At 42.5% G+C, this 12,349-nt stretch carries 11 protein-coding genes; 8 read left to right on the top strand and 3 right to left on the bottom strand.

The genetic code is table 11. From position 1 onward, the window contains the following. Positions 1-34: 34 nt before the first annotated feature. The 5 genes from CVD28_RS07105 (at position 35) to CVD28_RS07085 (ending at position 3,655) form a co-directional block, all read left to right on the top strand. Positions 35-379, top strand: a complete 345-nt coding sequence (locus tag CVD28_RS07105; protein ID WP_101591673.1) for a lmo0954 family membrane protein — start codon at positions 35-37, stop codon at positions 377-379. 26 nt (positions 380-405) lie between these two features. Beyond that, positions 406-1,053: a PspA/IM30 family protein gene (locus tag CVD28_RS07100; RefSeq protein WP_101591672.1), complete on the top strand. Its 648-nt coding sequence runs from the start codon at positions 406-408 to the stop codon at positions 1,051-1,053. Between the two features lie 202 nt (positions 1,054-1,255). Then, positions 1,256-1,987 (top strand): cell wall-active antibiotics response protein LiaF, encoded by a 732-nt coding sequence (gene liaF, locus CVD28_RS07095; RefSeq protein WP_180954027.1) that lies wholly within the window; start codon positions 1,256-1,258, stop codon positions 1,985-1,987. After that, a complete protein-coding gene (locus tag CVD28_RS07090) occupies positions 1,984-3,030 on the top strand; it encodes a sensor histidine kinase (protein WP_101591671.1) in 1,047 nt (348 codons plus the stop codon). The genes liaF and CVD28_RS07090 overlap by 4 nt, the downstream gene beginning before the upstream one ends. Continuing rightward, the gene (locus CVD28_RS07085) at positions 3,023-3,655 is read left to right on the top strand and encodes a response regulator transcription factor (RefSeq protein ID WP_101591670.1); all 633 of its coding nucleotides are present in this window, start codon (positions 3,023-3,025) and stop codon (positions 3,653-3,655) included. Before CVD28_RS07090 ends, CVD28_RS07085 begins: the two co-directional genes overlap by 8 nt. A 145-nt stretch (positions 3,656-3,800) precedes the next feature. On the opposite strand, the gene CVD28_RS07080 is transcribed toward CVD28_RS07085, so the two are convergent. Both CVD28_RS07080 and CVD28_RS07075 read right to left on the bottom strand, forming a co-directional pair. Next, positions 3,801-4,850 carry a serine hydrolase domain-containing protein gene (locus CVD28_RS07080; protein WP_101591669.1) on the bottom strand — a complete coding sequence of 350 codons (1,050 nt, stop codon included), beginning with the start codon at positions 4,848-4,850 and terminating at the stop codon, positions 3,801-3,803. Positions 4,851-4,915: 65 nt separating this feature from the next. Then, positions 4,916-5,362 carry a MarR family winged helix-turn-helix transcriptional regulator gene (locus CVD28_RS07075; RefSeq protein WP_257985786.1) on the bottom strand — a complete coding sequence of 149 codons (447 nt, stop codon included), beginning with the start codon at positions 5,360-5,362 and terminating at the stop codon, positions 4,916-4,918. Positions 5,363-5,541: 179 nt separating this feature from the next. Between CVD28_RS07075 and CVD28_RS28615 the strand changes: the two genes are divergently transcribed. Together CVD28_RS28615 and CVD28_RS07065 are read left to right on the top strand one after the other, a co-directional pair. Next, the gene (locus CVD28_RS28615; RefSeq protein ID WP_257985785.1) at positions 5,542-6,723 is read left to right on the top strand and encodes a class I SAM-dependent methyltransferase; all 1,182 of its coding nucleotides are present in this window, start codon (positions 5,542-5,544) and stop codon (positions 6,721-6,723) included. A 244-nt stretch (positions 6,724-6,967) separates the two neighbouring features. Next, positions 6,968-7,963 (top strand): ABC transporter substrate-binding protein, encoded by a 996-nt coding sequence (locus CVD28_RS07065; protein WP_101591668.1) that lies wholly within the window; start codon positions 6,968-6,970, stop codon positions 7,961-7,963. 213 nt (positions 7,964-8,176) lie between these two features. On the opposite strand, the gene CVD28_RS07060 is transcribed toward CVD28_RS07065, so the two are convergent. Next, positions 8,177-9,730: an ABC-F family ATP-binding cassette domain-containing protein gene (locus CVD28_RS07060; protein ID WP_101591667.1), complete on the bottom strand. Its 1,554-nt coding sequence runs from the start codon at positions 9,728-9,730 to the stop codon at positions 8,177-8,179. Between the two features lie 308 nt (positions 9,731-10,038). Here CVD28_RS07060 and CVD28_RS07055 point away from each other — a divergent pair, with 308 nt between their 5' ends. After that, complete coding sequence (locus tag CVD28_RS07055; protein WP_101591666.1) at positions 10,039-12,231, top strand: DNA topoisomerase III; 2,193 nt, start codon at positions 10,039-10,041, stop codon at positions 12,229-12,231. Positions 12,232-12,349 lie beyond the last annotated feature (118 nt).

The following is a 12,349-nucleotide window of genomic DNA, read 5'->3' as shown; positions in this document are numbered from 1 at the left end:
GGTAAGCTAGAAACATGAAAAGGAGGAACGACAAATGAAAAAATTTGGATTGTTTTTAGTAGGTGGAATTGCAGCAATAACGCTTTTGGCGAATGTGGGGCCGATGATCGGATTAGCGATCAGCCTGGTGATTCTTTACTTCGTTTTTAAAGAATTCCTAAAGGCAAGCAGAACCCCCAGCAAAATTGCCTGGGCAATTATCGGGCTAGTGGCACTATCTGCTTCACTGGCAAACGTGCCATCCATCATTGGGCTGGTAGCCGCATATGTGCTTTATCTTGTTTATAAAAAATGGAATGAAACGAAAGTATCCTGCAAAACTGCGGAAAACGACCCATTCATTAATTTTGAAAAGCAATGGGCTGAATTAAAAAAATAAAAAACATTAAAAAGGAGAGTTTTTAAATGAACAACTTATTTAACAGAATCGTAAATGCTGTCACTGCTGATATCCACGAGGTACTTGATCAAAAGGAGCAGAAAAACCCGATCGCTACCTTGAACCAGTACCTGCGCGAATGTGAACAGGAGACTGAAAAAGTCCGAAAGCTTGTTGAACGCCAGCACTTGTTAAAAGAAGAATTCAGCAGGGAATACCTTTATGCCCATGACTTAGCGGAGAAGCGCAAACACCAGGCCGAGATTGCTAAAGAAGCAGGTGAAATTGAGCTGCATGAGTTCGCAATCCAGGAATATTCGATGTTTGAAGAGCGGTCATTCCGACTAAAGGACGCGATGCAAAAAGCGGGATCCCAGCTAGTTGAATTAGAGCGTAAGTACGAAGAAATGAAGCATAAGCTAAAGGACATGAACATTAAGCGTATGGAGCTGATGGGCCGCGAAAACATGGCAAGAGCACATTACCGCATGAATCAGGTTCTGGATCCTGCAAGAAATGCCGATCAATCATTCTCCCGATTCTCAGAAATGGAAAGCTATCTCGAAAGGCTTGAGCATAAAGTAAACTCAGCTTTCTATCGGAATACGATTGATGCACGGATTCACCAGCTTGAAAAAGAAATGAAAAATAAAGAAACCCATACTATTTCCTAAACTAATCATGGTATTCTAAAAAGGCGTAGATATCTGCGCCTTTTTATGGCGAAAAGGAAAAACAACCTTTGGCGTTGCGATCAGCCACATATTGCTTAAAGCATTTTTTCATAGATTAATATCCGGTTAGAGCAGGCTTAAGGGCTCGGAATTTTTAAAAAATATACTATATCACCGGGATGAAGAGGGAAGGAGGCCGCTCGTGTTCAATAATATGAAAACGGATTTAATCAGCTGGATATTGTTAATAGGTTTGATTGTCCTTGTCTTGGAAATTTCTTTCTTTGACGGAGGGCTCATCTTCTCCCTTCTCATTTCAGCAGCTTGTATATATATCGGCCGTAAAAAAAGAGGCCGCACCATAGGCAGGGTATTATTTTGGATCGGTACGGTTACAGCACTATTTACAGTCATGAATATGATGGCCTTTAAATTTTTTATTATGGCGATTCTGGCATATATATTATTCCTTTATATTCAGTCAAGAAAGGAACCCAGAAAGGTGGAGCCAGTTGTAAAAGAGCCAATAGATACACCGCCGCTTGATATGGTAATAAGAAAACCGCTGCTCGGAAATAAACTATTTGGACATGAAAAAACACCAGATCATGTATATGAATGGAATGATATCAACATCCAGACCGGAATTGGAGATACGGTGATCGACCTGAGCAATACAGTACTGCCGAAGGGAGAATCCGTCATTACGATTCGGGGTTTTATTGGAAATATTAGGATATTCATTCCTTATGATATTGAAGTATCAGTCCAGCATTCTGTTTTAGCAGGTACCGCAGAAGTTTTACAGCACCACGAGAAAAGGGTTTTTAATCAAAACATCTCTTTGCAGACATCTGAGTATGAAAACGCAGAACAAAAGGTAAAAATCGTTACCTCGCTTATTTCCGGGAATTTAGAGGTGAAGCGGATATGAGTATTATCCAGCGGCAGATTATAGCCGGACTATGCTTTTCACTCTTGCTTTCCCTTTTAATTGCGGCTGTAACCATTATTGTTTTTCCTATTGGTAATTGGTCAGAGCTATGGAAAAGGGAAGTCATGGATTTCCCGTATTTGCTGTTTGTTCCCGGCGTTAGTATTATTGCCGGTACGGGCTTTGGAGTTTGCTCAGGGTTGTTTTGGCGCAAGCAAATCCAGCAGATAGGCGATGCACTTTATCAGCTTGAACAAGGGCAAGCCCCTTTGTATAAAAAAGAAAATTCGATCCAGGATTTTTCACTGATTGAAACTAGACTGGATCAAGTGCAGCGGCATGTATCCGAGCAGATTAAGGCAACGCAAAAGCTTGCGAACGAAAATGCAGAGGAATTGGAAAAAAGAATGCAGGAAATCGTGTCACAGGAGCGCAATCGCCTGGCAAGAGAGCTGCACGACTCAGTAAGCCAGCAGCTGTTTGCAGCCTCAATGTTATTGTCAGCAATAAATGAGGCCGGCCCCGAGGCGGATAACAGCAAAGCAAAGCAGCTAAGAATGGTTGAGGAAATGATTCACCAATCCCAGCTGGAAATGCGGGCGTTGCTGCTTCACTTAAGGCCGATCCCATTAAGGGGAAAATCACTGCAGGAAGGAATTCAGGAGCTGCTTGCTGAATTACAGCAGAAGGTTCCGATGGATATATCATGGAAGGTCGAACCAGTGCCGCTGGATAAAGGGATTGAAGACCATCTATTCCGAATCCTTCAAGAATCTGTTTCCAATACGCTAAGACATGCGAAGGCAAGCGCGCTGGAGGTACTGCTGATAAGCCGTGATGACTTGATCATTTTACGTATTGCAGATGATGGCGAGGGATTTAATATGGAGGAATCAAAGGCGGGGTCGTACGGCTTGCAGAATATGCATGAACGGGCAGTCGAAATAGGCGGAACGATGAAGATTGTCAGTGTGAAGAATAAAGGAACACGCTTGGAAGTTAAGGTACCTTTGATGGCAGGGGGAATGGGAGAAAATGATTAAGGTTTTATTTGTTGATGACCATGAAATGGTTCGAATTGGAGTTACTTCATATTTATCAGCACAGCCGGATATCGAAGTGGTTGGCGAGGCTGACGATGGAAAAAAAGGAGTCGAACTGGCCTTGGAGCTGAGGCCGGACATTATTCTTATGGATTTGGTTATGAAGGAAATGGATGGTATTGAAGCTACAAGGGAAATTATTGCCCGTTGGCCGGAAGCGAAAATTATCATAGTAACGAGCTTTTTGGATGATGAAAAGGTTTATCCTGCATTGGAGGCGGGAGCGACAAGCTATATGCTTAAAACGTCAAAAGCCAGTGATATTGCCAATGCCGTCCGCGCAACATTTAAAGGGCAATCTGTGCTTGAACCAGAGGTTACCGGCAAGATGATGCAAAGAATGCGCCGGGGCAATGAACAGCTTCCTCATGAGCTGTTAACAAGCAGAGAAATGGAAATTCTGCTGCTCATGGCAGAAGGCAAAACCAATCAGGAAATAGCGGATGAATTATTCATAGCAATAAAAACAGCCAAGGTTCATGTGAGCAATATTTTGAGCAAGCTGGAGGTTCAGGACCGAACCCAGGCTGTGATATATGCCTTTAAGCATTCATTGGTGCACTAAAACATACGGAAGTGCGAAAAGAATACGTGAATCTTTTCTGCATGAAGCAGTCTGCTGTAAAGTTTGGAGTGCCGGCAGAGAAGAGAATTTGCAAAGATGAGTTTTTTCTTTCATGCGCCCATTCTAATAGGCCGAACTGGAGTATTTATTTTCCTGCCGCATCCTTAAAAACTTCTGCTGCAATTCTGTCTGTTACAACGGGACCTTTTCCTGCTAAAACTAGCAATAGATCATGTATCCTCAGATGATACGATGATAACACGGTCACACCAAGCCCCAATTCTTTGATGAAACCTGCGTAACTGTGGAAACCGACAGTTGTTCCGCCCGTCCAGATGATTGGATATTTGATGTGCTTGTTATGCTCAATAAACCAATTGGTTCCCATCTCAAAGTTTTTTTTAGGGCCGTTTGCCTGTTTTTGATGGGAAGCTTGCAAAATGTCCTTTAATGGGCTATCGATGATTCCAAGATTCAATTCAACGAATCGAATCATATTATCCATCGTTGATAATAGCCCTCCTGCACCCAGGATGCCATAAAGTTCCATTAACGGAATGGGCTCCTTTTTCTTTGTGCGGGCCACAATTCTCCGTTCTGCTTGTTCATCTGATAAGCTCATAACTGTGTCTGCTAATCCGAGTGGCTTACATATCCTTTCCTCAATTGCTTCCTCAAGAGGCTTTCCTGTCACATCCTCCAGTATTCTTCCCAGCAAAGACACCCCTAAATTCGAATAGCCCCATTGTTCAGCTTTTTTTAGTTTATAAGAACGGAAGAAAGCATCAAGGTCTTCATTCAGATAATGTTTATATGGATTTTTCTTATCAAGCAGCTTTTTACGGAGCGCTTTATCCTCCCGTGGCAGTCCGGCCGTGTGAGTGGCTAAATGCCTTAGTGTCATAGGTTTTCCTGCTAGATTAACAGCATTTTTGTATTCCGGTTTGTATTTTTCAATTGGATCGTCAAAATTTACAATTCCCCTTTCGGCTAATTCCGTTAATAATAATCCCGTAAAAACTTTTGTAATCGAACCAATTTCAAAAACGGCATGGTCCTTAGGGATGCTTTGGAAGTCGCCGAAGGAATGATATTCTCTTTCCCCACTACGGGTAATTCCGATATATATTACATTGCTTCTGTCTCGGTATAGGCCATTCGAGGCTAATTTCTCTATTCTTGCTTGAAGCACCATAAATGATCCCGCCTTTTTTAATTTAAATTAATATTTAAGGAAACTTAAATATTTGATAAAAAAATTTATTCTTGGGTGTCTATCATAATCTGGTAAAGTTTTTCATAGAGATCCAGCAGATTTTCAAGGTCTTTTTGCCCTAACTTAAGATAATATTTCTGAATTATATACAAATCGAGTTCTTCGGCTTTTTTTACATACGATTCACCTTCTGTCCCTAAAGAAACGATGATTTCACGACGGTTATCCAGGTTGATTTCTCTTTTTACATAATGGGAGTTTTCAAGTTTTTTGATTAGCTGGCTGGCAGCGCTTGCGGTCATTTGAAAGCTTTCCGCAATTTCTCCGATAGTTCGTGGTGATTGCCTTAAAAGCTCAAGCAGCATAACTTGCTTTGTTGTAAGCTTAGAATAAGCATCATCCAGATGGTTTTTATAATCCTCCATCAAAACAGCGCCCAGTAGCTCAGAGTATTCTTTTATTTTGTAGGATATAGCTGTTCGTTGGTCCACGCGTATGCTCCTTCCAGTTATTTCTTAATTTCATTATAAATCATCATTAATATTTAGGCAAACTTAAATATTAACCTCCTTTTATGATAGATGGCTTGATTACGGCTGCCGCACAATTTTATAATGGGTAAATAACATGGCTGCGCGGTGCAGCAGTACAAGAAATTAGGAGACTGCAAATGAAATTAATCTCGGAAGTAATAGGCGATTTAGCTGCGGAATTTGAAAGGCATAGTATCACATATCAATATACAGGGGCTGCTTCGTTATGGATTCAGGGAGTTGAAATTCCCAGCCCGAAAAGCCTTGATATTGTCATCCAATGGGATGTGCTCGAGAAAGCTTATGAGATGTTCAGGGATTATGGGGTATCTGAAATAGCTAAAACACCAGCCAAAGCGGTTTTCACCTTTTTGAAGAATGAGCAGGAGATCCGGGTTATTTGTTATTACAATACTACGGTGAAAACGGATCCGTACCGAATTGCGATTCCGCTGGAGAGCGGCGAAGTATGGTGCCGTTCATTATACAGCTACTTATATGATTCTGAATTAAAACCATATAAGCAAGCGATCCAGTCCTACTTATTGCAGCAGCAGCGTTTATTTTCATCACATAATGAAATAGCGTGGAACCAAAACAACTATACAGCCCTAGTGAACCGTTATGGCGAACCGGCTGAAATGGCCCGCAAGATTCAGCAAAATCCTGAATGGCGTCTTCATCCTTTTTATAAATACATGGGAGATGTACATGGCAGTAAAATTGTCCATCTGATGGGCTCAAATGGCATCAAGGCTGCGGCACTCGGACTTCTTGGGGGGAATGTAACGGTAGTGGACTTTTCTGCTGAGAATGCAGCCTATGCAAAGGAGATAGCGAAAAAAGCTGGAATTTCAATCGAATACTTGATCTCTGATACACTTTCTATTCCGGCAGAAACTGCAAAAGGTGATTATGACATTGCATTTATGGAGCTTGGAGTGCTGCATTACTATATGGACCTTCACCCGTTGTGGGAAATGGTTGGGCGATTGCTAAAACAGGGCGGCAAGTTTATTCTGCATGAATTTCACCCGATCAGCACCAAACTCATTACATCTGCAGGCAAGAAACATAAGGTTACAGGCAATTATTTCGATCCGGGAATTGAACAAAGCGTGATTGCCTTTTCGAAGCATCTATCAAGCGAGGAACAGGAAACGCTTTCGAAGTCGATGCACAGAAAGTGGACATTGGGAGAGGTACTGACTTCGATGGCCCAAAGCGGACTCACTCTCTCAGTGTTGGAAGAAGAGCCAAACCATAAATCCCATGATATTGGACTGCCGAAAACGTATACGGTAGTGGCGTGTAAATAAGTGAATTTTAATAAAACAACCATGGATTTTATATACCGCATCCATGGTTGTTTTATTAATTTAACTGTTTTTCAATTGTGGCAGTTATCTGCCTTTACCAGGTGTGATTATCTAAATATTAGAAAATATCAAAAAATAGTAGAAATTAACCCCTTATCAAAGTTATAATAGGTTTATTATTTATCGCTTTTATGCGTTGAAGTAATAAATTATAAATAAAAAATTAGCCAAGGGGGAACTCCAAATGAAAAAGATTTTACTTGTGATACTATGCGGAGCGATGTTAATGCTTTCGGCATGCGGTTCTGGGGAAAAAGCAAAAGGTAAAGAGAAAGAAAAGAAAACTGTAAAAATAGGCATAATACAGCCGGTTGAACACCCTTCTTTGGATGCGGCGAGAGAAGGTTTTATTCAGGCGTTGAAAGATGCCGGCTACGAAGATGGCAAGAATGTAAAAATTGATTACCAGAATGCCCAGGGTGATATGAATAATAATATGACCATTGCACAAAACCTTGTCGCTGACGAAAAGGATCTGATTCTAGCAATTGCTACATCGAGTGCCCAAGCGGCTGTTCAATCAACAAAGGATATTCCAATTTTGTTTACAACGATTACTGATCCGATTGGAGCAAAGCTTGTCAGTGATTTAGAGAAGCCAGGAGGAAATGTAACAGGCACATCTGATACTCATCCAGACGCCATAAAAAATACAATAACATCTATCAAGGAGTTTATTCCGGATGCCAAGAAAGTTGGTATTATTTATAACTCAGGAGAATCCAACGCTGTAGTTAACGTTGAAAATGCCAGGGAAGTACTAAAGGAAATCGGACTGGAAGCGGTTGAAGCAACGGTGTCAACAAGTGCAGAAGTGAAGCAGGCAGCTGAGTCATTATTAGGGCGGGTCGACGTTCTCTACATACCGAAGGACAATACCGTTGTGGCTGCACTGGAATCAGTCATCAAAGTAGCCAATGAACATAAGATACCAACGTTTGTTGGGGAAGGAGACTCGGTAAAGCGCGGTACATTTGCTTCATACGGAATCGAATACCATGATCTTGGTTACTCAACCGGAAAGATGGCAGTTGAAGTGCTTGAAGGAAAGAAACCAGGTGATATTCCAGTTGGCTTTCCAGAAAAGCTGGAGCTGGTCATAAACAAAAAAGCCGCTGAGCAAGAAGGCATAACATTAACGGAAGAGATGCTAAAAAATGCCAAAATAGTTGGAGAGTAACGCAGGCAAAAATCCACAAGAGTTTCTGCTCCTTGTGGATTTTTGCATTTGGCTAATTAAACGTCATTTCACTTAATACTCTGGATTTTGGACAGATTAGTTTATGTTTCGGATAAATAAATTCCCAAATCCGATAAAATATGAACGAACTGGCCAAACCAGAAAAAGAACCTTGCCGGTTGGCAAGGTTCATCCTTATTTATATCAAAGGGCTTACTGATTCTGATTCGCCCATTCCTCAACGTTCCAAACTTTCGTAACCCAATCTTCATAAAAGTCAGGTTCATGGCAAACGAGAACGATTGTGCCTTTATAAGCTTTCATCGCGCGCTTTAGCTCTTCTTTTGCCACCACGTCCAAGTGGTTTGTCGGCTCATCGAACAGCAGCCAGTTGCTTTCTGTCAGCATTAGCTTACAAAGGCGGACCTTTGACTGCTCTCCGCCGCTCAGCTGATTTAGCGGGCGGGTAATATGGTCGTTCTTTAACCCTACACGGGCCAGGATCCCGCGAACCTGAGGCTGCTCAAGATGCGGAAAGGCATTCCACACTTCGTCGATTGGCGTTGTGTTTCCTGCTTTTACTTCCTGTTCAAAATAAGAAGGGAAGAGGAAGTCCCCACGGTTTAACGTACCGCTGATAGGGTCGATTTTTCCAAGAATAGTCTTTAACAGCGTGGATTTACCAACACCGTTGCAGCCCACCACCGCGATTTTATCGCCGCGCTCAATCGTCATTGACATTTTTGGCAGCAATGCGCGGTCATAGCCAATTTCAAAGTCTGTACCTTCAAAGACATAGCGGCTGCTGCCGCGGGATTCTTTGAAGTCAAAGGTTGGCTTCATTGCTGTTTCAGGACGGTCAATACGCTCCATGCGGTCAAGCTGCTTTTGGCGGCTCTTCGCGCGGCCGGTTGTGGAGTAGCGTGCTTTATTCTTCGAAATAAAATCCTCTTGCTTTTTAATAAATTCCTGCTGTTTTTCATAGGCATTAATATGCTGGTTCTTGTTAATTTCCGCCAGCTCCAAGAATTTCTCGTATGTTGCCGTATAGCGGGTCAGCTTGGAGAATTCGAGATGGAAAATAACATCTACCACTCCATTCATGAATTCTGTGTCATGGGAAATCAGCAAAAAGGCATGCGGATATTCCTTCAGATAGTTTCCAAGCCAGCGGATATGCTCCACATCAAGGTAGTTGGTTGGCTCGTCCAATAGCAGGACCTCAGGCTGTTCAAGCAAAAGCTTTGCAAGCAATACCTTTGTTCTTTGGCCGCCGCTCAGTGCAGAAACATCGCGGTCAAGGCCGATCGCATCCAGGCCTAATCCTCGTGCTGCTTCTTCTATTTTTATATCAAGATTGTAAAAACCGCCTGCTTCCAATTTGTCCTGGATTTCTCCCATTTGTTCAAGAAGCTCCTCTAATTCCTCAGGAGTGGCAGTTCCCATCTTTTCTGTTACTTCATTCAAGGCTTTTTCCTGTTCAAATAACGGCAGGAAGGCATCGCGCAATACATCACGTATCGTTTTTCCCCGAGTGAGTACGGTATGCTGGTCAAGGTAGCCATAATGTACTCCAGGTGTCCATTCGACCCGGCCAGTATCGTAAATAATTTCCCCGGTAATGATATTCATCAATGTTGACTTGCCAACACCGTTAGCGCCAACCAATCCCACATGTTCCCCGGCCATAAGGCGGAAAGAAACATCTTTAAACAAAGTTCTGTCGCCAAAACTGTGGCTTAATTTATCTATAGAAAGCAAGCTCATTATCTGAACCTCCACTTTAATTTAAAAACAACTACCCTTCATCATACTAAAAATTGAGAGAAAATACTATCCTTCATTTTAGTAGGAAATTATGAAAAGGAAATTAGTTGACTAATCCTAAACGGGAAATGCTATGGGGATTAATTGAAACAGATGGGAATTACATGAAACCCTTGCCAAGTAAAGAACAGGTGCAATTGTGGAGCAAAATCTGATTTTGCCCCTATGAAGGTAGAGGGGAACCATGATTTTCTCGTATTTTTATGAGATAATAGTGAGATAGTTATGGTGGAAGAAAGGATGTTAAGATGACTAAAATTTTGGTGCTGGCGGAGAAACCCTCTGTCGGCCGTGATATAGCAAAAGTATTGAACTGCAATAAAAAAGGAAATGGCTGCTTTGAAGGAGATAAGTACATCGTCACGTGGGCACTGGGGCATCTTGTGACGCTGGCTGATCCTGAGGCCTATGATGAGAAATATAAGACGTGGAAGCTGGAGGATCTGCCAATGCTTCCGCGTGAATTAAAGCTTGTCGTCATCAAGCAAACGGGAAAGCAATTCCAGGCGGTAAAATCCCAGCTTAACCGTAAGGATGTCGGCTCCGTTGTAATTGCTACGGATGCAGGGCGTGAAGGTGAGCTTGTGGCGCGCTGGATTCTTGAAAAAGCGAATATAAAGAAGCCGGTGAAGCGCCTGTGGATTTCTTCTGTTACAGATAAGGCAATTAAAGAAGGCTTCAGCAAACTTCGTGACGGCAAGGAGTATGAAGATTTATATGCTTCAGCGGTAGCGCGTGCGGAGGCGGACTGGATTGTCGGAATGAATGCAACAAGGGCGCTGACCAGCAAGTACAATGCTCAGCTTTCCGCTGGCCGTGTCCAGACCCCGACACTTGCCATGATCGCTAAGAGAGAAGAAGAAATAAAAAGCTTTAAGCCGAGAGAATTTTATGGAGTAGCGGCTTTAGCTGAGAATCTGCTAAAGCTGACATGGCGGGACAGCAAAACAAATGATATCCGGACATTTGATAAATCAAGGGCAGAGCGAATTGCTGAATCTGTTAAAAGGAATGATGCAAAAGTAACTGAAGTTGACCGGACACGAAAGAAAAGCTTTGCGCCGGGACTGTATGATTTAACAGAACTGCAGCGGGATGCCAATAAAATGTTTGGCTATTCTGCTAAAGAAACACTCTCAATTATGCAAAGGCTATATGAGAGCCATAAAGTGTTAACCTATCCAAGAACGGACTCGCGCTACCTTTCTTCCGATTTAGTGGACACTCTAAAGGAACGGGTTCAGGCAATCAGCGTTAAGCCGTATAGCCCTTATGCGGCAAAAATCCTAAGAGGTCCGATTAAAGCGAATAAATCTTTTGTGGATGATAAAAAGGTTTCGGACCACCACGCAATCATTCCAACAGAGCAATCGCCGTTTATCAGCAAATTCACCGATAAAGAATGGAAAATTTATGACCTAGTCGTAAAGCGCTTTTTAGCTGTTCTATATCCTCCTTTTGAATATGAGCAAACAACGATCAAGGCGAAAATTGCGGAAGAACAGTTTGCAGCAAAGGGAAAGGTGGTTATTCATTCTGGCTGGAAGGAAATATATGATAACCACTATGAGGAAGAAGAAGCAAAAGACGGCCTGGCAGAGCAGTTGCTGCCAAGCGTCAAACAAGGGGACAGCATCGCTATTTCTGCAGTTAATGTAACAAGCGGAGAAACAAAGCCGCCTGAGCCATTTAACGAGGGCACATTACTATCTGCGATGGAAAACCCATCCCGGTTTATGAACCTGGAAAATAAAGATTTGATTAAAACGCTGGGCGAAACAGGTGGAATCGGAACGGTTGCAACCCGAGCCGATATTATCGAAAAGCTGTTCAATTCCTTCCTGATTGAAAAGAAGGGCAAAGGAATTTTCATCACTTCCAAGGGCAAACAGCTGCTTGAGCTTGTTCCGGAAGAGCTCCAGTCACCTGCTCTGACCGCTCAGTGGGAGCAAAAACTGACGGCCATTTCTAAAGGTAAACTTCAAAAGAATGCATTTATCCTCGACATGAGGAATTATGCGAAGGATGTTGTAACTGAAATTAAGAACAGCGGCAAGAAGTTTAAGCATGATAACCTGACAGGGACTAAGTGTCCGGAATGCGGCAAACCCATGCTGGAAGTGAACGGAAAGCGTGGGAAAATGCATGTTTGCCAGGATAGGGAATGTGGCCATCGGAAAAATATTTCCCGATCTACGAATGCAAGATGCCCGAATTGCCATAAAAAGCTGGAGCTTCGCGGAGAAGGAGAAGGCCAAATTTTTGTATGCAAATGCGGCCACCGTGAAAAGCTTTCCTCCTTTACGAACAGAAAGCAAAAGGGCAAGAACCACCAAGCTTCTAAACGGGACGTATCGCAATACCTGAAGCAGCAGAACAAGGATGAGCCGATGAATACAGCGCTCGCGGATGCACTTGCCAAATTGAAATTTGATAAATAATCTGCTTGAAAGCTGACTCAATTTGGGTCAGCTTTTCTTTTTGGGGGGGAATCATATTGGTGTCATTATCTGACTGTACAGAGCACCATGTATGAATGTTATAATATAGACTGGATTT

This window comes from Bacillus sp. M6-12 (assembly GCF_002860285.1).
GTDB lineage: Bacteria > Bacillota > Bacilli > Bacillales > DSM-1321 > Peribacillus.
This window is presented reverse-complemented; position numbering and strand designations above follow the sequence as displayed.

Bases quoted from the DNA above. Each gene is read 5' to 3' on its own strand.
- CVD28_RS07105 (WP_101591673.1), top strand. From the start codon at position 35: ATGAAAAAATTTGGATTGTTTTTAGTAGGTGGAATTGCAGCAATAACG.
- CVD28_RS07100 (WP_101591672.1), top strand. From the start codon at position 406: ATGAACAACTTATTTAACAGAATCGTAAATGCTGTCACTGCTGATATC.
- CVD28_RS07090 (WP_101591671.1), top strand. From the start codon at position 1,984: ATGAGTATTATCCAGCGGCAGATTATAGCCGGACTATGCTTTTCACTC.
- CVD28_RS07085 (WP_101591670.1), top strand. From the start codon at position 3,023: ATGATTAAGGTTTTATTTGTTGATGACCATGAAATGGTTCGAATTGGA.
- CVD28_RS07080 (WP_101591669.1), bottom strand. From the start codon at position 4,850: ATGGTGCTTCAAGCAAGAATAGAGAAATTAGCCTCGAATGGCCTATAC.
- CVD28_RS28615 (WP_257985785.1), top strand. From the start codon at position 5,542: ATGAAATTAATCTCGGAAGTAATAGGCGATTTAGCTGCGGAATTTGAA.
- CVD28_RS07065 (WP_101591668.1), top strand. From the start codon at position 6,968: ATGAAAAAGATTTTACTTGTGATACTATGCGGAGCGATGTTAATGCTT.
- CVD28_RS07060 (WP_101591667.1), bottom strand. From the start codon at position 9,730: ATGAGCTTGCTTTCTATAGATAAATTAAGCCACAGTTTTGGCGACAGA.
- CVD28_RS07055 (WP_101591666.1), top strand. From the start codon at position 10,039: ATGACTAAAATTTTGGTGCTGGCGGAGAAACCCTCTGTCGGCCGTGAT.